Origin of the sequence: Olsenella sp. Marseille-P4559 (assembly GCF_900605015.1) — a bacterium.
Classification (GTDB): domain Bacteria; phylum Actinomycetota; class Coriobacteriia; order Coriobacteriales; family Atopobiaceae; genus Tractidigestivibacter.
Genome location: NZ_LR027573.1, coordinates 805,987 through 825,134, shown reverse-complemented (window position 1 = coordinate 825,134; position 19,148 = coordinate 805,987). Strand labels below are relative to the sequence as shown.

General features: G+C 62.1%; 22 protein-coding genes. 15 read left to right on the top strand and 7 right to left on the bottom strand.

From position 1 onward, the window contains the following. Positions 1 to 198: 198 nt before the first annotated feature. The gene (locus tag E0E00_RS03820; protein ID WP_130811241.1) at positions 199 to 561 is read left to right on the top strand and encodes a nucleotidyl transferase AbiEii/AbiGii toxin family protein; all 363 of its coding nucleotides are present in this window, start codon (positions 199 to 201) and stop codon (positions 559 to 561) included. A 354-nt stretch (positions 562 to 915) separates the two neighbouring features. Here the strand turns inward: E0E00_RS03820 and E0E00_RS03815 are convergent, their stop codons facing one another. Together E0E00_RS03815 and E0E00_RS03810 are read right to left on the bottom strand one after the other, a co-directional pair. Next, entirely contained in the window at positions 916 to 1,665 is a 750-nt protein-coding gene (locus E0E00_RS03815; protein WP_130811240.1) for a class I SAM-dependent methyltransferase, read from the bottom strand. A gap of 453 nt (positions 1,666 to 2,118) precedes the next feature. Next, on the bottom strand, positions 2,119 to 2,655 hold the full coding sequence (locus E0E00_RS03810) for a helix-turn-helix transcriptional regulator (protein ID WP_130811239.1): 537 nt from the start codon (positions 2,653 to 2,655) through the stop codon (positions 2,119 to 2,121). 416 nt (positions 2,656 to 3,071) lie between these two features. Here E0E00_RS03810 and E0E00_RS03805 point away from each other — a divergent pair, with 416 nt between their 5' ends. Together E0E00_RS03805 and E0E00_RS03800 are read left to right on the top strand one after the other, a co-directional pair. Then, positions 3,072 to 3,902, top strand: a complete 831-nt coding sequence (locus E0E00_RS03805; RefSeq protein WP_130811238.1) for a hypothetical protein — start codon at positions 3,072 to 3,074, stop codon at positions 3,900 to 3,902. Positions 3,903 to 4,331: 429 nt separating this feature from the next. Further along, positions 4,332 to 4,895 (top strand): hypothetical protein, encoded by a 564-nt coding sequence (locus E0E00_RS03800; protein WP_130811237.1) that lies wholly within the window; start codon positions 4,332 to 4,334, stop codon positions 4,893 to 4,895. 42 nt (positions 4,896 to 4,937) lie between these two features. Here the strand turns inward: E0E00_RS03800 and E0E00_RS03795 are convergent, their stop codons facing one another. Beyond that, a complete protein-coding gene (locus E0E00_RS03795) occupies positions 4,938 to 5,981 on the bottom strand; it encodes a hypothetical protein (protein ID WP_165443538.1) in 1,044 nt (347 codons plus the stop codon). A gap of 512 nt (positions 5,982 to 6,493) precedes the next feature. Between E0E00_RS03795 and E0E00_RS03790 the strand changes: the two genes are divergently transcribed. Then, positions 6,494 to 6,919, top strand: a complete 426-nt coding sequence (locus E0E00_RS03790) for a YjdF family protein (protein ID WP_130811235.1) — start codon at positions 6,494 to 6,496, stop codon at positions 6,917 to 6,919. Positions 6,920 to 7,048: 129 nt separating this feature from the next. Here E0E00_RS03790 and E0E00_RS14645 read toward each other — a convergent pair whose 3' ends face one another. Then, the gene (locus E0E00_RS14645) at positions 7,049 to 7,240 is read right to left on the bottom strand and encodes a hypothetical protein (RefSeq protein ID WP_207302649.1); all 192 of its coding nucleotides are present in this window, start codon (positions 7,238 to 7,240) and stop codon (positions 7,049 to 7,051) included. 51 nt (positions 7,241 to 7,291) lie between these two features. Further along, on the bottom strand, positions 7,292 to 7,393 hold the full coding sequence (locus E0E00_RS15320; RefSeq protein ID WP_371683368.1) for a helix-turn-helix domain-containing protein: 102 nt from the start codon (positions 7,391 to 7,393) through the stop codon (positions 7,292 to 7,294). 131 nt (positions 7,394 to 7,524) lie between these two features. Between E0E00_RS15320 and E0E00_RS03780 the strand changes: the two genes are divergently transcribed. The 6 genes from E0E00_RS03780 to E0E00_RS03755 all read left to right on the top strand — a co-directional run bounded on the left by E0E00_RS03780 (position 7,525) and on the right by E0E00_RS03755 (position 12,784). Beyond that, entirely contained in the window at positions 7,525 to 8,817 is a 1,293-nt protein-coding gene (locus tag E0E00_RS03780; RefSeq protein ID WP_130811234.1) for an ATP-binding protein, read from the top strand. Between the two features lie 323 nt (positions 8,818 to 9,140). Next, positions 9,141 to 10,067, top strand: coding sequence for an alpha/beta fold hydrolase (locus E0E00_RS03775; protein ID WP_207302648.1), 927 nt, complete (start codon positions 9,141 to 9,143; stop codon positions 10,065 to 10,067). Positions 10,068 to 10,090: 23 nt separating this feature from the next. Beyond that, positions 10,091 to 10,714, top strand: coding sequence for a HEAT repeat domain-containing protein (locus E0E00_RS03770; RefSeq protein ID WP_130811233.1), 624 nt, complete (start codon positions 10,091 to 10,093; stop codon positions 10,712 to 10,714). 93 nt (positions 10,715 to 10,807) lie between these two features. Further along, a complete protein-coding gene (locus tag E0E00_RS03765) occupies positions 10,808 to 11,281 on the top strand; it encodes a GNAT family N-acetyltransferase (protein ID WP_207302647.1) in 474 nt (157 codons plus the stop codon). A gap of 199 nt (positions 11,282 to 11,480) precedes the next feature. Continuing rightward, on the top strand, positions 11,481 to 11,918 hold the full coding sequence (locus tag E0E00_RS03760) for a hypothetical protein (RefSeq protein ID WP_242622120.1): 438 nt from the start codon (positions 11,481 to 11,483) through the stop codon (positions 11,916 to 11,918). Between the two features lie 218 nt (positions 11,919 to 12,136). Further along, on the top strand, positions 12,137 to 12,784 hold the full coding sequence (locus E0E00_RS03755) for a bifunctional 2-polyprenyl-6-hydroxyphenol methylase/3-demethylubiquinol 3-O-methyltransferase UbiG (protein WP_130811232.1): 648 nt from the start codon (positions 12,137 to 12,139) through the stop codon (positions 12,782 to 12,784). 341 nt (positions 12,785 to 13,125) lie between these two features. On the opposite strand, the gene E0E00_RS03750 is transcribed toward E0E00_RS03755, so the two are convergent. Then, positions 13,126 to 13,302, bottom strand: a complete 177-nt coding sequence (locus E0E00_RS03750) for a MerR family transcriptional regulator (protein WP_242622157.1) — start codon at positions 13,300 to 13,302, stop codon at positions 13,126 to 13,128. A gap of 215 nt (positions 13,303 to 13,517) precedes the next feature. On the opposite strand from E0E00_RS03750, the gene E0E00_RS03745 reads away from it, so the two are divergent. Next, a complete protein-coding gene (locus tag E0E00_RS03745; RefSeq protein WP_242622119.1) occupies positions 13,518 to 13,841 on the top strand; it encodes a helix-turn-helix domain-containing protein in 324 nt (107 codons plus the stop codon). A gap of 382 nt (positions 13,842 to 14,223) precedes the next feature. Then, on the top strand, positions 14,224 to 14,682 hold the full coding sequence (locus tag E0E00_RS03740; RefSeq protein ID WP_130811230.1) for a hypothetical protein: 459 nt from the start codon (positions 14,224 to 14,226) through the stop codon (positions 14,680 to 14,682). A 311-nt stretch (positions 14,683 to 14,993) separates the two neighbouring features. Here E0E00_RS03740 and dgt read toward each other — a convergent pair whose 3' ends face one another. Next, on the bottom strand, positions 14,994 to 16,514 hold the full coding sequence (gene dgt / locus E0E00_RS03735; protein WP_207302646.1) for a dGTP triphosphohydrolase: 1,521 nt from the start codon (positions 16,512 to 16,514) through the stop codon (positions 14,994 to 14,996). Between the two features lie 339 nt (positions 16,515 to 16,853). Here dgt and E0E00_RS03730 point away from each other — a divergent pair, with 339 nt between their 5' ends. Genes E0E00_RS03730 through E0E00_RS03720 form a run of 3 tightly spaced genes read left to right on the top strand, consistent with a single transcriptional unit; the run spans position 16,854 to position 19,146 of the window. Beyond that, positions 16,854 to 17,156 carry a TIGR04197 family type VII secretion effector gene (locus E0E00_RS03730; protein ID WP_130811228.1) on the top strand — a complete coding sequence of 101 codons (303 nt, stop codon included), beginning with the start codon at positions 16,854 to 16,856 and terminating at the stop codon, positions 17,154 to 17,156. Beyond that, the gene (locus E0E00_RS03725) at positions 17,153 to 17,524 is read left to right on the top strand and encodes a hypothetical protein (protein ID WP_130811227.1); all 372 of its coding nucleotides are present in this window, start codon (positions 17,153 to 17,155) and stop codon (positions 17,522 to 17,524) included. The genes E0E00_RS03730 and E0E00_RS03725 overlap by 4 nt, the downstream gene beginning before the upstream one ends. Beyond that, on the top strand, positions 17,521 to 19,146 hold the full coding sequence (locus tag E0E00_RS03720) for a DUF4474 domain-containing protein (RefSeq protein ID WP_130811226.1): 1,626 nt from the start codon (positions 17,521 to 17,523) through the stop codon (positions 19,144 to 19,146). Before E0E00_RS03725 ends, E0E00_RS03720 begins: the two co-directional genes overlap by 4 nt. Positions 19,147 to 19,148: the final 2 nt, after the last annotated feature.

Genomic DNA, 19,148 nt, shown 5'->3' with positions numbered 1-19,148 from the left:
CTAGGATGACCACGAACACCGACGACAGCCAGTCCTCAATCTATCAGTCTTCTTTTGTGTACGGACGGCGCCCACCCAAGCACCTCCGCGCGTAGGCTCGCCGCCAGCGTCAGATGGGTAAAAGAGACAGCGCGGATGCCGCCGCCCCTCAGGGGCGAGGCAGGGCCTCGGGGAGCCTCCGGCGGGCCCGGCGCATCCGTGAATGGGGCTGTCCGGGCCTGCCGGAGCCGCCTCTGCCACAAAAAGGGGCAATTCCCATTTGTCCAGCGTTTCCCTAGGGACTTCCACGACATATACGCGCTTCTGAGATCCCACGGCGACGGCATCGACTACGACGAGGTCGAAGCCGCGCTGAAGGCCACGGCCGCGAAGCGAGGGTCGAGCGCCGCTGTGCCGGAATACCGGAGCGTACTCGAATCCGTCCGCGGCTCAGAGCAGATGGCTTCGGTCTGGGAGTCGTATGTCAGGTCGGCACCCTACGCTGCGGGAATCTCCTTCTACGAAGTCGTCGATACAGCGGTGGGGCTCGGCGACCGCGCAATCGGTCGGGAGGCTGATTGATTTCCCGGGCGACAACCGTTGGCGGAGGCTGGGGCACGGTGCGCGCAGTGGCGCGTCATGCCATTCCGCGAAGCCGCCTGCAACGATTCCCGGCGCGGAAACGGACGGTTCCCGGGTGGTCCGAATCAATCCCTAATCAGCGACTCTTTCCGAGGGTTTGAAACACGAAACCCCAGGTGAAGCTGGAGGAGTAAATTCTCGGCGGACCGGGCCCCAAAGGGACGTCTCGGCAGGGGAAACGCGTCCCGGAGGCCGCATCCCTGATCCGCAACTATCCTGGAGGCGACTTGCAGGGGGGTCGGATTCGCCCCCCGCCCGATGGGCCCTCCGAGACGATGCCGCCCCCTCGCCGAATCAGCCCTTCACGGACCTCGTCGCGATGTACGTCGGTATATTCAGCTTGTGGAGGCGTCCTTCCCCGTTGGTGTCCTCGTAGAGGTCCATCAGCGTGAAGCCCGCCTCCAGCAGCCCGCCGATCTGCTCCTCGAGCGAATGGGAGAACCTCACGGGGCCGCCCTCGCGCTCCGCCCGTCTCATTTGCTCCTCATCCTTCAACGGGTTGAACGGGAGGCGGTTGACGACCCTCTCCTCGTCCTGGTCCACGATGTAGTTGACATAGTGGTCTACGCCCGCGAGAAGGACGCCGCCCTTCCTCAGCACACGGTGGCACTCCCTCCAGATGGGCCCGACGTCCTCGACATAGCAGTTGGAGACCGGATGGAAGACGACGTCGAAGCTCCCGTCCTCGAAGGGGAGCCGCAGCGCCATGTCCGCCCGGACCACGCGGATGTCGTACCCTTCCCTCCGTGCGACCAGCTCTTCGCTCTCAAGCTGCCTCTCCGAGTAGTCCAGGACGGTGCACCGCGCGCCGAGCGCCGCGAGGATCGGCATCTGCTGGCCCCCGCCGCTGGCGAGCCCCAGGACCTCCTTGCCGTCCAGGTTTCCAAGCCATTCGTGCGGGACCGGCTTGGTTGGGGTGAGCACGACATCCCAGTCGCCCGCCTTCGCTCGTTCAAATTCCTCGTGCGGTATTGGACGTCCCCATTCCCAGCCGCCTTCGACCCACTCGTCTATCGCCTCTGCGTTCATCTCCCGGTAGTCCATGGCGTCCTCCAGCGCGCGAACTCGAGTCCATCTGCGTTCTTCTCCCGGTCGTGGGGGTTCGGAGGCATTCGACCAGCCGCCCACGTGCCGAATCCGGCCCCCACTCGGCATACTCCTCGGGCGTGACGTCGCCCGCCCTCTCCGCGTCAGCCATGCCCTTCCACGCGCGCGGCGCCGTCCGAACGGCGGACCCATGCCCGGGCCTCTTGCCTTAGGAGCCCATTTTACCTGACTCGGGGACCCTTGCCTGGCAATTGCAATCCCCCCCCCTGCCCCGTCCAGACACGGGCGGCAGTACGGAAGCGCGGCCCACGCGCCAAGCCCCGACGCCCTCCCTCCAGCGGCCGAGACGCATATGGTCCGCATGCGGTCGCCGTGTTCACCGCAAGACCAGGATGAGCAGGAGCGCCACGACGAGCCCGACGGCTGCAGAGGCCACCGCATAGAAGGCCCTCATGACAGCAGGGTGCACGCGCGCGAAGCCTGCCTCGGACTCGTCGCAATCGACCGGCTCGCCCTTGGAGAAGGCGACGATCTCCCAATACGCGGCCAGGTCGTACTTTTTATGAGATCGACCTGGCGCGCAAGGGCGAGGCCCATGCCGCCCATGAGGGCGAAGATGATGTAGGAGGGAACCGTCCCCCAGCCGAATCGGTACAGCCCCAGGGCCAACAGGGCAACCCCTCCCAAAAGGAAAGCGATGTCGCCCGTCACCAACCTGGTCATACGCTTGTAGGGCTCCTTGCTTTCCAGCAGCTCTTCCATCTTTACGACGTCTCCCTTGATCAGTTCGTCAACGGTCGTGTCGAAGAGTCCGGAGAGCAGGAGCAGGCTGTGCACGTCCGGGTAGGTCCGGTCCCTCTCCCAGTTCGAGACCGTCTGGCGCGAGACGTATGTCGTCTGCGCCAAGTCGTCCTGGGACAGGTTCCTCTCGTTCCTGAGCCGGCGTATCTGCAATGCGAGCTCCATGCTCCTCCCTTCGACGGTCAAAGGATGCGCCTAGTGGGGCAATGCTACCATCAAATGCCTTTGGAACGTGCCGTATCGAGCGCCCCCACGCGTGCAAGAAGTCTTTTGCACGGCTTTGACCTGCCGAAACGCTTAAGCGTCTAAGCGCCCGCACGCTTTCGCTGCCGTACCCCTAGACGGTCCTTTATCTCGCGCATGCGCAGTCGGGCAAGGTATGCGTCAATCCATCACGCCTTCGCGTAACGCAGGACGCAAATGGAGGGGTGGTACGATAACCTCGTTGGTTGCTAGGCCAAGAATCGTACTCGTATACCACGTCGGCACGGACGGTTAAGAGCGCCTGCGACATACGCAGACGAGATTCCCTCTACCAATTCGGAAGGAATGCTATGTCGAAACGACCCGAAACGCTTCATGTCAAATCACATTATGCGGACATGAGTGCGCAGGAAGCCGTACGAAAGTTTCTCGCTAGGCACCGTCGCATTGGGTTCGTCATCTTCTTCGTTTTGATTGTCTGTGCGGCCTCCATCATCCAGCAGGAGCCGAGCATCGAGGCTATTGTCTCGTACCTGGTGCTGTGCGCGATCGTGTCGTTTGCCTCTCTCATTCTCAACACGCGCAACTTCCGTGGGCTTTTGGACATCCTGTCCACGGACTGCAACGCCCAAAAGATGCTCGAGGTAGCGTCGCTTTTGATGGAGAAGCGCAAAGGGCGGCGCGAGGCGCCGATTTACGAGGTGCTCTACGCCATGTGCTCGGCGCAGCTCGGCTACGACGACATCGCCTTGCAATGGGTGGACAAGGTGGAATCCACCCCAAAATTGAGCATGTCCAACAGGCTTTCGGCATGCAACGTGCGCGCAGTTGTAGCCAGGCATCGCCACGACCGAGACGAGCAGGCAAATGTTCGCGGGCGGGTTGTCGCCCTTTGCTCGGGCGGACGCGTCTCGGCTCCAGCGCGCAGGACCGCCGACCTGATCGTCGCGTGGATCGACTTCGACATTGCTTTGGGGGACGGGGAATGGCAGCGCTGCAACGAGCTTCTGGGGGCGATGAGCGCCCTCAGCCTCACCCAGCAGCAGAAGGTGAGCATGGAGCACTGCCGCGCCCAGCTCGCTGAGGCTCGCGGCGATATCGCGGCCGCGCGCGAGGGCTACACGTTTGTCGCCGAGAACGGCGGGGACTGCTATATGGCCCGACAGTCCTCGGAATGGCTGGCTGCGCAGGAAAAGGAGCCTGAGGCGGCCACCAATACGACCCTATAGAACGGCATTGTGAGCTCTCTTCGCCTGAGCACGGACCGAGCACCCAACGGAGGGTTCTCCCGCTTGTCGGCTGACAAGTACGCCTCAGGAAGCTCGACGGTCGTAGGTCTGCCCCCATCTCTCCGACGTCTGCGCTGACGCGTCAGAGCTGGACGAAGAGGGCCGCACGCAGCTTTCGCGCTTTTTGGCAGAACGCGTGAACGCCGCACGCCGCACGCGTTCCTATCGATGCTGCGCCTCGCCGGACGCATGGGCGCGGGATGCCTCAGGTCGCCTTGTGTGGGGACTCTGGTGCTGTATGGTTTACACCCTGTCCGTCCTCTTTATCGCAGGCGGCATATGGATCCTTGCCGGCTCGGCGGCAGGCGAGCTCGCGCTCGCGCCGAAAACCTTGCCGACAGTCTAGAGGCGAGCTTTGGGGAATGCGACGTGTATGTGATGGTGCGCGATGCCGCCGCGCTCCCCGATGGCGCTATGCCTGCGAACGGCTATAGCGGCAACCCGGAGGATGACAGCGCAATCGCCACGATGGACGATACGGAAGGGGAGCGTACCTGGGTCGTCCAGCATTTCATCGAGGCCGCACCGGGCATCTACGTCATGGCGTGCTCGAACACCGATTCGATCGACCTGCAGGACGGGGACGTGACGCTCGAGGAATCGCCCGTAACCGCGGAGCAACTGAAAAACGAGCTTCAGGAGAACGCGGATAATCTGCCCGAGGCGAACGACGAAAAGGGGCGTGCCATCGGCATGGACCGACCGCCCAGCGTGTCCGTGTCGGGAGCGCTCTACATCGCGCATGTTTCCGATTGGGTGCAGGGCATCACATGCGCGATGAAGGTAGACGATTCCCCGGCGGGCGTGTACCGCTGGGACCCCGACGAGTCCCTGAATTTCAAGCTCGTCAGCTTGGGCGGGCTCGTCGAACCCGACCGAACGGTAACCGCTATAGCCGAGGGCGACCGCTTCTTCGTCGGCGTAGTCAAGTAATACGCGGAGGCGCGGCGCGATCAGGGGAAGCCCGCCGGCGACCTAGGACGAGGGAGTCCCGGGGGCGTCCAAGTCATCGTCCAAGAACCCTGCGGGCACGTTGCCCTTGTACTCGGCCGACGTGACGTGGGCCTCGCCGAAGGCCATCCGCGTGCGTGAGACGGGGAACCCCCGCTCGTCGTAGGCGGTCGTGGACACGGACGAGTCCGACGGGTCGCTCGAGTCGCACACCTCCGTCTTCGAGGACACGGTGGCCGTGCCAGGGTAGTACTCGATCGTCTCGCTGTACGTGTAGGTCTCGATGGACGAGCCGTCGAGGGTCCAGGTCCCGTCATCTTGCAACGTCGAGTCCGCCGACTTGACCGGGCGCCCTTCGGAGTCGAGCCATTCCGTGAGGCAGAGGTTCGGTTGCTGCGTGTTCGCGTCGTAATAGTAGGTACGCTTGAAGTCGCCCTGGTCGTCGGTATCGTACTCGTACGTTTGGGAGCTGCTCCAGTTGACCTCGTCGTTATTGAAGTACCAGTGCGCCGTTTGGCGGCCCTGGTCGTCGTACGCGAAGGTCTCGCGGTCCTCGCGGTCGCTGGAGGAGAAGAAGGAATGCGATTCGACGATCCTCCCGGCGGCGTCGTAGCTCTTCGTCATGGACAGCGCGCCGCCATCGCGACGGAAAACGTCGAAGCTGCCGTCATCGCGATAGCTGTAAGTGGTCTCGAACGACCTTGTCGTGTTCGGTCCGCCTCCCTCGCATGAGCCGGTAACCGAAGAGAGCCTTCCCTGGCTGTCGTAGTGGTAGTTCGCAATCGACCACGTGCCTCCCTCAGGGCTGAAGCTCTCTTTCGCGACGAGTCTGCCGTCGGCATCGAACTGGTAGGTTTTCCAGAACCAAGAGGAGCTGTCGCCCGTAACGTGGATGGCACCGCCCCCTTCTGGGGCCTGTCGGTTCCAGAGGGCCGACGTGTCGCTTGAGGAGCCGAACTCGCCCATACCCGTGCTCTCGCATCCCGCAAGGCAGGTGCAGAGCAGGAGCGCGACAAGGGTGCAAACGGCAACGTGCAGGCTGATATGGATGGCTCTTGTGCGTTCCATGGCTAAAAGTGTATCACAATGGTTTTTGCGAGCCGGTTTGCGTCGAAACGGCATGTCGCGTCACGACTGGACTACCGACAAAAAGCTTACTAGAAGGTACATGTCCGCTGCGGTGCTGAGCGCTGCCAATGCCAGCCCAAAGGCAAAATATATGCGCGTACGCAACGCTCGCGTTGGGCATATGCCTATCATTCCAACGATCAGGCCCTGTTGCCGCTGTATCTGCAGAGATGCTCTGCACGGACGGCTCATGCAGCACTGCTTGCAATCGTCTACCATATCGTATGCGAGTCTGCCCCTCTTCCGGAAGACGGCCGGCCTTCCTTTGCTGTGGAGTTGCGCTCGGTGTACTGCCCTGCTTTCGAAAACGAGCCGTCAGTGGTAACGTTTGGAAGTCGGAGATGAAAACACGACCCCGTCGGGTAGTCGGGGTGCACCCGCCCGGGCGCCAGTAACCTGCCTCCTTGGTTGTCCCTTCTCCGCGTGGCATCTACATAAAGGAGGAAATCGCCATGCGGGAAGTTAGGGTATCCTCCACCCTGACCGTCTATCACGACGGCCGGTTCTGGGTGGGGATGTTCAAGCGCGTCGAGGGCGGACGGCTCAGCGCATGTCGCGTCGTGTTCGGCGCCGAACCCTCTGCAGAAGAGATTCAGCAGCTCGTGTGCGAGGGGTGGAACGATCTTCGCTTCACTGAGTCGATTGCGCACGAACGCGCGCCGAAAGCCTCGTCGAACCCCAAACGCCGTCAGCGCGAGGTCTCGCAGGCACTCAAGCAGAGAGGCCCGTCCACGAAGGCCCAGCAGGCGCTGTCGGAGGAACGCGAGGCACAGGCCCAGCAGCGCAAGGCCGGTGCCCGCGAGCAACGCGAGCAGGAGAGGCTGGAGCGCTTCGAGCGGAGACGGGAGAAGCGCAAGCGGAAGCACAGGGGCAAGTAGCGGGAACCCTCCGCCCGGCGGCCCTCGCCGTACGTCACTCGCTGACAGGGGACAAAGCCTGATTCACGAGTTCGATCTTCCGCTCGAAGATTTCGACAGGGACCAGGGCGAACCCCTCGTCCTCCTCGCTCAGCAGGACGAGCTTCTGGCCCGCGCGAAGGCGAAGTGTTCGCGTGCCTCCTCCTTCGGGATGACGATCTGACCGTGCTCGTTCACGCGTACGGTGCCCCATATGTTCTTGCCCCTCGGCGCGGGGAGCAGCATGCGGCCGTCGTCCATCTCTTCGGCCCTCAGCAGGGCGTCCACCGTGGTGCCGTACACGTGCGCAAGCCGCGCGCGCTTCTCGATGTCGGGGATGGTGGCGCTGCTCTCCTACTTGGCGTACGCCTGGCGGGAGATGCCTATCTTGCCCGCGATCTCTTCCTGCGAGAAGCCGTGGATGTCCCTCAGCATGAGCAGGTTGTCTTTAAGCATGTCTTGGCGGATATCGGTAATTTCCGTTAGCTTTGGTTGCGTCCATCTCTACATCTGGGCATTGATGTATTCCAGATTATTGACGCTTACGACATATTTATGGAATAATCAGTCCGTCGTTAGGAGGGCGCATGGAGGCTTCGCGCGATACATACATCGACAACCTGAAGCTGCGGATGGGCAACGGGATGGTGAAGGTCATCACCGGTGTTCGAAGGTGCGGCAAGACATACCTGCTGTTCACGCTATTCAGGAGATTCTTGAAGGAATCGGGGATTGACGACGCCCATATCATCGAGCTCGCTCTCGACGTGCGGGAGAATGCCCGCTACCGCGATCCCGACGAACTCGACAGATACCTTGCCAATCGCATCGGTGATGACGAAGGACCCTACTACGTCCTCTTGGACGAAGTGCAGTATGCGATAAGCGAGGAAGAGCTGCGCGGCAAGAGCAAGGCCCCGCTCGGCATCTACGATGTCTTGAACGGCCTCCTGCATCGTCGCAACGTTGACGTGTACGTCACCGGCAGCAACTCGCGCTTCCTCTCCAAAGACGTCATGACAGAGTTTCGCGGCCGCGGGGACGAGATTCACGTGATGCCGCTGTCATTCTCCGAGTTCATGCAGAACTACGATGGCGACCGCTACCAAGCTTGGGCCGAGTACATGCTATACGGGGGCATGCCGCTTTTGGCGTCGATGCCCACCGACGAGCAGAAGGCCTCCTACCTCTCCCGGCTGTTCGACGAGGTGTACCTCAACGACGTGATTGCGCGCAATCATGTTTCCAAGACCCAGGAGCTCGAGGACGTCATCGATATCCTGGCCTCGTCCGTGGGCTCGCTTACGAATCCCCACAAGATTGCCGCCACTTTCGGATCGGTGCTGCAATCGAGCATCGACGAGGTCACGGTGAAGCGCTTCGTGGGCTATCTCGAGGATGCGTTCCTCGTGACCGAGGCCGTGCGGTATGACATTAAGGGGCGCAGGTACATCGGGACGCCCAAGAAGTACTACTACGAGGATGTCGGGTTGCGCAACGCGCGCTTGGGCTTCAGGCAGGTCGAGGAGAGCCACCTCATGGAGAACGTCATCTTCAACGAGCTCCGTATGCGGGGGTACGGCGTCGACGTCGGCGTCGTAGAGCGCCGCCGAAGGATCAACGGGAAAGACGAGCGGACCCGCTACGAGGTTGACTTCGTAGCGAACAGGGGCTTTCGGCGCTATTACATCCAGTCCGCCTTCAACATGGACACCGACGAGAAGCGGGAGCAGGAGAAGCGATCCCTGCGCCTGATCGACGACAGCTTCAAGAAGATCGTCGTCGTGAAGGATGTCGTGAGGCCCTATATGGACAATGCCGGCGTGCTGACCATGGGGCTCTTCGACTTCCTCCTTGACCCGAACAGCTTGGACATGTGACGAACATGGAATCGAGGAACTCTGCGGCGAGCACGACCAAGTGGGCACAAAGAGGTGACGTCCACCGACGAGGCCTTCTTCGGCGGCAGCACGTCGTTCAAGAAGAACTTCCTTAAGCAGATACGCAAGCATCTGCTCGAGTAACGAGGCAAGGCAGCGAGGCCGAGCGCCCCGGAGGGATGACGCGGTGCGGCTCCCTTGCTGCCATCCCCCCATGGAGGCGACTGTCGCACACCGCAACCCCCACGAGGGCGGAAGCCCCTCCGACGTCGGCGGGGCCTCAGGCGCGCGGGCTTCGGGCAGGCGAGCGCCCCCTGTCCCACATGGGCATGAACCACGTGGAGGGGCCCGACAACGGCGCGCCGCTCGTGCCCGTCCCCGCCCAGGTGGGCATATGGCAGGCCTACGAGAAGGCGCTCGCCCCGCCGTCCCGGTCGTTCCGCGTGCTCGCAATCGAGGTCCGCGGCCACGGGCGGAGCAGCTGGGCGCCGGGGGGCTGCGCCTGGAGCTCGGTGGGCGGCGACGCTGCGGAGCTCGTCGAGGGCGTCGTGCGCGGGCCGGCGATCGCCTCCGGCAACTCGTCGGGCGGCATCATGGGCCTGTGGCGCGCCAGCCGCGCCGCGCGCCGGGCAAGGGCGCTGGTGCTGGGGGACGCCCCGGCCTTCTGCGTCGAGATGCCCCGCTTCGAGGGGCGCGGCAGGTTCACCTGCGAGGGCCTCGAACGCCTCGTGGGGGCCATCGGCGACGTCGGCGGCCGCGGCCTGGCCGACTACCTCGGGGGGCAGGTCATGCCGGTGTCCGATGCGCGCGCCAAGGGGGTGCCGGACCGGTTCGCGGCGTTCGTCTCCAGGGAGCCCGGGCAGACCGGGCGGCGCCGCCCCCGCAGCCCCGTGGCGCTCGGCCAGTGGCACCTCCCGGAGGTCCTGAAGCGGCAGTTCCAGTCGCTCAAGACCTCCGGCCCCGACTTCGCGCGGGCGTTCGTCGACGGGCGCGCCCGCGAGGGCTTCGGCCACGATGCCGCCCTGCGGCAGGTGGGCGTCCCCCTGCCGGTGATGCACGCGGACTGGCGCCGCTACGAGAGGTACGGCCTGGTGGGAGCCATGGACGACGACGATGCGCGGCGCATCGCGGAGCTCGTGCCGCATGCGGGCTACGTGAGGATGCCCGCCAAACGCGTCATCCACGCGTTCAGGTCGCGCGCGTTCGTGCGGGCAATCGGGGGCTTCGCCGCCGGGCACGGCCTTTGCTGACGCTGCAGGGGGAGGGAATCAGAATGAACCCCAGGATCGAAGAGCTCGCAGTCGGGCTCGCAAAGGTTGAGCATGGTTTCAAGGAGATCGAGAGGTGCGCCCTCGATGACTTCGCGTCCCACGATGCCCGGACCGTCGCCGAGCTGGCCGCCGAGGCAGGTGGGTCGAAGACCGTGCAGGTGAGGATGTACGGGGTGTTCCTGCTCGGCTACCTTGCGGCAGGAGACGGGCAAGCCCTGCATGCCCTCAGAGGCGTGGCCTCCCGCGATGGGGACTGGAGGGTTCAGGAGATATTGGTCAAGTCCTTTGACCGATACTGCCACGACGTGGGCTACGAGCGCGCCCTACCCGTGATCGACGAGTGGCTGTCATCGGACGAGCCCAACGTGAGGCGCGCAGTGACGGAGGGCCTGAGAGTCTGGACGGGAAGGGACTACTTCAAAGACCGCCCCGAGGAGGCCGTGCGCAGGCTCTCCGCGCTCAGGGAGGATGCGAGCGACTACGTCAGGAGGTCCGTTGGCAACGCCTTGAGGGATATCAGCAAGAGATACCCCGACCTGGTCGGTGCGGAGCTTGCCACATGGGACCTGGCCTCGAGGGAGGCAAGGCAGGTCCACAAGCTGGCGTTCAGGTTTCTCGTGCAATGAGCTGGTGCTGCTCGCATAGGAGAGTGGTCAAGAATCCGCTCCCCACTCCGCGAGTTACAATCGCCCGAGCAGACGATCCGGCGGAAGGCCGATATGACGTTCGAGACCGAAAGGCTCCTCCTCAGGCCATGGGACGAGGGGGATGCGGAGGACCTGTACCGGTACGCGAGCCATCCCGACGTGGGCCCCATCGCGGGCTGGCCTGTCCACACGAGCGTGGAGGACAGCCGTGAGGTCATACGCAACGTGCTTTCCGTGCCGGAGAGCTACGCCGTGGTCCTCAAGGAGGCGGGACGCCCGGTCGGCAGCATCGGGCTCATGGTTGGCGGGGCGAGCAACATCGACATCCCGGACACCGAGGGAGAGATTGGCTACTGGATCGGCGTCCCGTACTGGGGGCGGGGGCTCATCCCTGAGGCCACGCGCGAGATCATGCGCCACGGCTTCGAGGATCTTGGGCTCGAGAGGATGTGGTGCGGGTACTTCGACGGCAACGATAAGTCGAGACACGTGCAGGAGAAGTGCGGCTTCCGCTGCCACCACACGGCGGAGAACGTCCCCTGCTAGATTGAGGGTCTCCTCAGGACCGAGCACCTCACCTGCATCACGAGGAACGAGTGGGACGCCTCCCGGCCGTAGGCAGGCGCTGTTGACGGCCTTTGCGAAATTGCCAGGCCTATCTGACGAACGCTGTGCTCCAACCCTATGGCGGCTGTTGACGGGACAGTTTATTCACGCAAGCTGATGGAGACGCGATGGGCGGTGCATGGGGAGGAGCCGAGGGGAGGCCACCCAGATGTGCGTGGAGTGCTATGCGGACGAAAGCAGGGCGACCCCGCTGCTGAACCCGCAGGACTGCTTGGAGAACCACATGCAGTACATCTGCGGCACCTGCGGCAGATGCATCTGCATCGAGCACAACCCTAAGCGCGGGCTGCAGCGATGGAACTTTCCCTTCAAATCGTTGGAGATTGCGAAGCTGTACCTGCGCACCGCCGACTACAGCATGAAGAGGCCATGCGGCATCTACGAGATGAGAAGCGAGAGCGGCAGGCTCTCATACAAGATCTTCGCCGATGCCGAGGACCTGCGACTCTACCTGAGGAGGAACAGGGGCAAGGCGCGCGTCCCTGTCTCCCGCCTTCATCGTCGACGAGTACAGGGAGTATGCGGGCACGCAGGTGCGGAGGTTGACTCCCGATGAGGTTGAGAGGTACCTGCCGGAGCGCTAGGGGCGTTTCAGGGGAGAGTTCCACGTCCCCATTTCGTCCATAGATTGCTCAGCCCCCCTGATCCGGAAATGATTCTTACGGTACGGTACGAGACGAACGAGATAGTATTAGGCAGAGCAGCGTGATGGTAAACATCAACTATCTACATATCTGTCTCGTGGCAGTCATGGCCCGGCGGGATCGAGGAGGCATGGGCGGGCGAGCGCACATATCATCGAGGCGGACGGCGAGTGCCGGCTGCCGCTGGAACCACAACTCCGCGTACTACCCCGAGCTGGTCTCGGACGCCGCACTGAGGGGCGGAGTTGCCCTCGACGTGGGTTGCGGGGATGGGGCGCTCCTGGAGCTTCTGGCCGGAGTCTGCAGGCACGTCGTGGGGGTGGAGGCGGACCCCGCCGCCGCGCGGACGGCCGCCGGCAGGGTCGCAGGCAGCGGCACCGTCATCTGCGGCGATTTCATGGCTGCCCAGGATTTTGCCCCGGAGGAATTCGATACCATAACCTGCGTCGCGTGCCTGCACCACATGCCGCTCGAGACGGCGCTCGTTCGGATGGCGGAGCTGCTGCGGCCCGGCGGCAGGCTGCTCGTCGTCGGACTGTCAGCGAACAAGACCATTGCGGACTGGCTGCTCTCCGCTCTCATGGTCGTCCCCGCGAGGGTGTCCGGATGGCTCCACCGCGAGGGTACCTACCGGGGGATGAGGGTTGCCCGGCCCCGTGAGTCCCTGGACGAGATTCGCGCCGTTGCAGGCGAGCGACTCCCCGGCTCACTTGTCAGGAGGCGTCTTTACTGGCGCTACTCCCTCGAGTGGACAAAGCCCCTTGCCGTGCGACCCTAGGGCCTGCGTCCTGTTTTTTGGTTCCGTTCCGTGGTCTAGCTTTCCTCGCGGGGGTACAGCCCGAGTTCCTCGATGGTCAGCCTGGCTCACAGGAGGGAGCCGGCCGATCCCGCAGTGACGACGCGCTGGCCTGCGACGGCCGCACGCGATCACCCCGAGGGTGAGTGCCACCCATCTCGAGGACAGCGCGCTTTTCGAGGCGTTGGGAGGGTCGAGGCCTGCAGGACGTCCGACAGGAATTGGCAGATTGTGCCGACCCAGAAGGGGGCTACGGTCCTTTGCAGAAAGCTGGGCTTTGACCCGGTGGACTCTCTGCTCGACGGGTCGTCCGGTACGCCAACCTAATTTCTGAGCGCTACAGATATGGGGGCGGGTTGCAGGTGCACATTGCGAGCGTTTGCGACAGGAGCCTCGCGTCGCCAGGTCCGTACCTGCGGGTGCCCGTTCTCCGCCCGGGCGGGCTCGAGGAGCCCCATGTCCTCGTAATGGCGAAGCGTGCGTGCACTCACGCCTGCCATCTGGGCCAATTGCCCCACGCTGTAGCGCTTTCCCGTCGGTCTCGTCTCGTCCATCTCGCACCTCCGCAGACATCATGGGGCCTCACGTTGCGAGAAGGTCAAGAAGGCCTCACGCAGCAAGAGGGTCAGGGGCGTCATCGACGTCCCGCGCGAAACCCTGGTCGTCCTAGATCCCACTCATTCTCTTGCTTCCGTCCGCATGCCGCGCGCCCGATGTGAACGGAGACCAGCTCGCCTCGCTTGAGTGCCCCGTGGGGACGGTCATGACGGTTTTGGGCGGAAAGTATAAGGTGCTCATCTGCTTTAGGCTGGTGGGAAGGATGCTGCGCTACTCGGAGCTAGCGTGTCGTGTGCCAAGGGCAAGCCCAAAAATGCTCTCGCAGCAGCTCAAGGAGCTGGAGGCTGACGACATCATGCACCTCGAGATGTATCCCCAGGTACCGCCCAAGGTGAAGTACTCTCTCACCCGTACGAGGCGAGAGGCTTGCGCCGACAATTCTGGCCATGTGGAGGTGGGGCGCGGGGCTCTACGACAGTGAGGGGCTGCCGGTATGCCTACTCTTGGGCTTCTTGGCACAGGTGCTTTGACGTTTCCCCTGCCGCATCGCGAGGACATTTGACGCTTGGGGGGTGGTGGTGAGGCAGCACGGCAGCGCCGTGACGCCTAAAGTTAGTCGTATCAAATATGATTCATGATGGAGCCAAGATGAGGGTTTGCGAGTTTGGACAAGAGCATGCAAAGACCCTGTCGATGTTCCAGTGTGCGGCCGAACCGGCTTGGGTGTTCGAAGCGCCGGCAAGGGCCTTGGCCGGACACTAATATCTGCCTTGCCGCAGCGGACGGGCATGACCCTTCTGGGGACATGACCTTCATCAGTGTGGAGGACTATGCAAAGAAGGCGGTTGCTTACCTGAGGACGCATGGCGTCCGTCGCCTCGACGCCCTCTATGGGGTATCCATGGGTGGTGCTACGGCCATGTATCTTCTGCCTGGTCCTCTTCGGCACCATGAACATGGGCATGATAAGAAAGGTGAGCCCACCAAGCCAGTGGACACAGGATGGCTGGGAGCAGGAGGACTTCTACAGACGGGTCTACGACTTTGAGAAGCATCACTTTTCCGCGAGAACGAACTACAACGTCTTCTGGTCTGCAAACAACTACGAGATGCCGAATCCGATTCCGCGCCTGGATACGGAAATCGAGTACTGGTATGGAACCAGCGAAACAAAGGCGAGAAGGGCCGACATCGACTGCGTGAGGAAGACGTTTTCGCAGACACGCTTCCGGGAGCTGAAGGGGTACGCGCACGCGCAGCTGGTGGTAGTTCACCCCGAAGGATTTTGCAAGACAGCGATGCAATTTCTAGGCGAGGGATGATGCGGAGATGGGCATGACGGGTGTCGGGCGCACGGGGAGTGCACTTTTGAAATACCTAATTGAGGCATAGAGCGCGCGGTGTGTGAGGGGGTGGCGTTCACGCGCGGCAAGGGCAGCCGTTACTTGGGGATACCGGATAAAGTGCGCTTTTAAGGCATTTCGGGAGATCGCCAACTGGGCAAACGTCGCGCGAGACGACGAAAAACGCGCACTTTAGCCGGTGTCCCCAAGTAGTGACTATCGAGTGGGAATAAACTTCGGGTCAAGACGCTTCGTGACGGTCTGTTCTATAAGACAACTGCAACCTGTCGCTACAAGGTCTCCACCTTGTCGTAGGCCTGGTAGGCATCGTACAGCTCGAGTACCCGCCTGTCTGTCAGCGAGCAGAGGTAGTCGAGTACCGTGCGCAGGGTATGGTAGGCAGGTGAAAGACCATCGTCAAGGTCTGCGCCCTTCCTGGTGTTATCGAGATAGGATTTGAGCGTACACGGAATGTGCGTGCCCTCGGTCAGCCTGGCCTCACCCGTGCTATCGTCAACGCAGCTGGTAAACCGCTCAAATATGAGCCCCAGGGCATGTGTCCCCCTCTCACGCTGCCTGACGATTTCGGTGTTCTTATAGACGTTTCTTTCCATGACGTCATGCAGGACCTCTACCACGTGCCTGGATAGCTCTGAGGTCTCCAGAAGCTCGCTGCGATAGCTGCCCCCTATGATCTCGTCGAGATGGTAGCTGAACGCCTGGGCGGCACTATAGACCAGCGAGTCTCTCATCTGGAAGATCCACTGGTGAATATAGAGGAGCTTCCCGTCAAAGTCATCATCACCATACGTGCCCAGCTTGTCAGTCAACTCTTTCACGTTTTCCATGCACCCATTCAGCCGAGGTTTCCCCTCGGCTTTGTTACGCTCGTAGTCTGGTTTGAGCTGCTGCCACATGTCGGCTATGTGCTCGTCTTTGACGAGCCCCATCGCATACGCGTCTTCGAGGTCGGCCGTGAGGTAGGCGATGTCATCGGAAGCCTCTAGGAGGTAGGCCAGGGGATGGCGGCAATACTCGTGCGGTCCATCCACGCTCCGGATGAGGCCAAGCTTCGTGCCCATGTCCTCGCACGCCTCGTGCTCGCTGAGGTAATGCCCCGGCTTGTGTCTCCAGACCACCTCGCTGCCTTTGTATTCCTCAGTCCAGTCCTTGCTACTCACCGTGTATTTGGTCATCGTTGCCAACAGCGCATAGGTCGGGTTTGCGAGTGCGATGTCCATCGCCGGGTTGGGATGTATGAGAAAGCGGAGCGCCTGCGAATTGCCCTCGACGTTGCCCAGGTTCTTGATCTCATCAGGGGTGAGCAGCCCTGCGTGATCGCTACACCATTTCCTGATCCGTTCCGAGAGGCACCTTTCGCCTTCATGGCCAAAGGGCGGATTGCCCAGGTCATGCAGGAGGCCTGCGGTCTCAAGCGTTCGCTGCATGGCATCGATTCTCTTGTAGCCGTCGTTGTCACCATCGTCGATGAAGTATTGCTTGAGAAAATGGCCTTTCTTATACTTGCCCGTGTCCTGATAGTCCTTGAGAATGTTCAAGACCGCTGGGATGAGCCTCCGTGCGATGGCGTCAACCTCGATGGAGTGCGTCAGCCTCGTGCGCACCTGCGCCGAGTTGTCCATGGAGAACATCTGGGTCTTGTCCTGGAGGGCTCGCACGATGGACGAGGTGACAACATGCTGGTAGTCATTCTCTGGCTGTGACAGCTTGATCATCTCGCGCCACTTTCCCTCTGCGCCCTTGGGACGAACGTCACGTCCGTCCTCAGAGAGAAGACGGTCCCATGTCATTACGGACTCCTTGCCATGGCTCATGCTGTCATGCACCTCTTCTGTAGGTATGGCATTATCTCCAGCATGCTGTGCGCTCCATTGTAGGCTACTCAATGCCGTGCAGGCACATGCTAGATGCGAATCGGGTGCCCAGAAGAGGCATCAGATGGATCTTGAGCACCCCGCGGCCCCTCTCCGACGTCGGTCTGGCCAGCCTATGCCCTGTACGTACTCGCCATCCAGTCTTGCTGCTTGACAAGCCAGTCGACATGTGAAAAGAATGCTGTCATAAGGAAACTGCCACAGAGCTTGACCGAGCGATGTGCGTCGCGTACACCCGATACCGGGGGAGAGACCATGGCAGACGTGGGTTCGATAGTCTCGAATGTTGCACAGACCCTTGCCGACGCAACGGGCCTGGAAACCAGCGTTGGCTCGTACGGTGATGCCAAGTTCTCGAGTTGCGCGGAGGACTCCGACGGCACGCCGCCGGCGCAATGCGACAGCGCATGGCAAGGCTACGCCTCGGCGGCCGCCGCGTACGTGGCGGCCGTCAAGGCAGACGCGCAGGCCATCGGCCAGATGGGGCTCTCCTTCCAAGAGGCAGATGCGGATATCGCGAGAATGCTCGAGAGCGGCATCTCGGGAGTCTCGTCATGAGCGTATCCGATGACAGGCTTGACGAGCTTCGTCGGGGACACGAGCAAACCATGCTCAGGCTGGAGGAGCGTGAGAGCTCGCTTGGCCAGAGCGAGCGAGACGTGCAAGATGCCATGGGTGCCTTGCGCATGGCTGCGGGTGCGATAGAGGCGGCAGACGCTGCCGCATTTCCGGAGGGCAACGCGCTGGTTTTCCAGATGTCCGATGAGATTTTGCGGGGAGTCCAGCGTCTTGGCCACGCGGAGGAAGAGACGCAGGAGAGCTTGGAGCATGAGCTGCGCACGGTCAGAAGCCACATGGATGCGGAGGAGGAGGCCTACATGCGTGCCGTGCGCGAGACGGACGAGGGAAGAGGTGGCTGGCAATGAGGTCAAACGTGGGCACTCTCATGGTTGACCTGAGAAGCAACTCACTGGCGGCAAACGGCGCCTGTGACGAGGCGAGCCTTCAGATGTCGGCCCTGCAGGAGGTCATAGACGACACCTCTGCGGGCGAGTCTGCCGCTTACCAGAGCATGCGCGACTACCTGAGCCAGGTGAGGATGCCCGCCATGGCCTTGCAGAGCGACTTCCTGCTTGCCTTCGTGCAGGACATATATACTGACATGGGACAGGTGAGCGAGAAGCTCCTGCCGCTTGGCCCTGTGGTCGACACCGATGCGCTTGCGGACTCTGTGGCCCAGCGAAGGTCCTGGGCAAACACTTTGTACGGGCAGGCAGATGACCTGTCGGATGCTGTCCCGCTCCTTGCCGACGGTCTCAAGGGGTTTGCGGACATGGTCATGGGCCAGGCCGACGAGCTGCAGAGACGTCTCGACCTTGCGCTGGAGTACCTGGGTGACGGCAGCATCTATGCCGCGAGTTCCGCATACACAGGCTCCCTCCAGCGCCAGCAGGACGCCTTGGCTTCTGTGAGCCGCGACCCTGTGACGGGTGCGTTTGACATATCGGTGCTTGACTTGTCGTGGGTGCCTCAGCTCGATGAGGAATGGCAACGCCGCCATAACCGGGCGGTACTCGAGCGCTACTTCACGCTAGACGATGACGGAAACATCACGGGCGTGCGCCCTGGCATGGAGGCACGCCTCGGCGAACTTCTGGACATCGTCAGGCAGAGTCTTTTTGGGGATGGTGCACCCACGGAGATTGGGCGTCTCACCGCTGACGAGCGCTATGCCCTGCTCTACCTGGCCATAAAGGATGGTCCGCAGATGCTGTCGATGGAGAGCTCTGCCATGCAGAGCGCAATAGGTGCTTTGGCTGGACAGTTTAGCGTGCAGGACATCATCTCGCGCGTCGAGGACTTCTCAAATATGGTTGATGGCAACGACGAGAACCCGCTGACCCAATACCTTGCGTTCACGACTGATGACGGCATCTTCTACGGCAAGGACATGCGGACGAGCATCCAGCACAAGAGTGGCTACGGGGACTGGATCGAGTTCTTTGGGCCGTTTCTGGGAATGGACCTCGACACCGACATCACGACATTCATCTACGACGGCAAGGAGTATCGCATCCAGACCTGGGATGGCACATATGGCGCGGGCATTGCCTATGGCGGGGAGGTCGCCGTCTATACACGTGATGCCCCGACGTCCCCCAGTGACGAGTACCTGGTCATGACACCACAAGACATCAGGGATAACCTTGACGTGCTCAGCGCACGGCAGACCAAGAGCATCTTCACGACGTATGAGTCGGCGGAGGGGAGCGATGTGCCGAACATCCACATCACGGTGAACACTGGCGGCCGCTATTCTATCGATCGTGATGCGGGCAAGGGTAACTGGACCTTCGATTCCAAAATTGTTCCAAGGAACCCTGATGGTAGCAAGCAGAGTGGCTACACGAGGGAAGAACTGTCCGTTACTGCGACCCTAGACTTCGAGGACAAGGGTCTGCAAGAGGCAGCAAGAAACGCCCTCGCGGGGGACGGCATTAGCGTTGAGGAAGATGGCGACGGGCTCACCGCCACCTGGTCGAGGTGAGG

Excerpts from the sequence above, each read along its gene's own strand:
- dgt (WP_207302646.1), bottom strand. The coding sequence starts at position 16,514 with ATGACATGGGACCGTCTTCTCTCTGAGGACGGACGTGACGTTCGTCCC.
- E0E00_RS03765 (WP_207302647.1), top strand. The coding sequence starts at position 10,808 with ATGACGTTCGAGACCGAAAGGCTCCTCCTCAGGCCATGGGACGAGGGG.
- E0E00_RS03720 (WP_130811226.1), top strand. The coding sequence starts at position 17,521 with ATGAGGTCAAACGTGGGCACTCTCATGGTTGACCTGAGAAGCAACTCA.
- E0E00_RS03815 (WP_130811240.1), bottom strand. The coding sequence starts at position 1,665 with ATGGACTACCGGGAGATGAACGCAGAGGCGATAGACGAGTGGGTCGAA.
- E0E00_RS03795 (WP_165443538.1), bottom strand. The coding sequence starts at position 5,981 with ATGGAACGCACAAGAGCCATCCATATCAGCCTGCACGTTGCCGTTTGC.
- E0E00_RS03730 (WP_130811228.1), top strand. The coding sequence starts at position 16,854 with ATGGCAGACGTGGGTTCGATAGTCTCGAATGTTGCACAGACCCTTGCC.
- E0E00_RS03740 (WP_130811230.1), top strand. The coding sequence starts at position 14,224 with ATGGCGTCCGTCGCCTCGACGCCCTCTATGGGGTATCCATGGGTGGTG.
- E0E00_RS03755 (WP_130811232.1), top strand. The coding sequence starts at position 12,137 with ATGGGCGGGCGAGCGCACATATCATCGAGGCGGACGGCGAGTGCCGGC.
- E0E00_RS03780 (WP_130811234.1), top strand. The coding sequence starts at position 7,525 with ATGGAGGCTTCGCGCGATACATACATCGACAACCTGAAGCTGCGGATG.
- E0E00_RS03725 (WP_130811227.1), top strand. The coding sequence starts at position 17,153 with ATGAGCGTATCCGATGACAGGCTTGACGAGCTTCGTCGGGGACACGAG.
- E0E00_RS03770 (WP_130811233.1), top strand. The coding sequence starts at position 10,091 with ATGAACCCCAGGATCGAAGAGCTCGCAGTCGGGCTCGCAAAGGTTGAG.
- E0E00_RS03790 (WP_130811235.1), top strand. The coding sequence starts at position 6,494 with ATGCGGGAAGTTAGGGTATCCTCCACCCTGACCGTCTATCACGACGGC.
- E0E00_RS03805 (WP_130811238.1), top strand. The coding sequence starts at position 3,072 with ATGAGTGCGCAGGAAGCCGTACGAAAGTTTCTCGCTAGGCACCGTCGC.
- E0E00_RS03775 (WP_207302648.1), top strand. The coding sequence starts at position 9,141 with ATGGGCATGAACCACGTGGAGGGGCCCGACAACGGCGCGCCGCTCGTG.
- E0E00_RS03760 (WP_242622120.1), top strand. The coding sequence starts at position 11,481 with ATGGGGAGGAGCCGAGGGGAGGCCACCCAGATGTGCGTGGAGTGCTAT.
- E0E00_RS15320 (WP_371683368.1), bottom strand. The coding sequence starts at position 7,393 with ATGCTTAAAGACAACCTGCTCATGCTGAGGGACATCCACGGCTTCTCG.
- E0E00_RS03750 (WP_242622157.1), bottom strand. The coding sequence starts at position 13,302 with ATGGCAGGCGTGAGTGCACGCACGCTTCGCCATTACGAGGACATGGGG.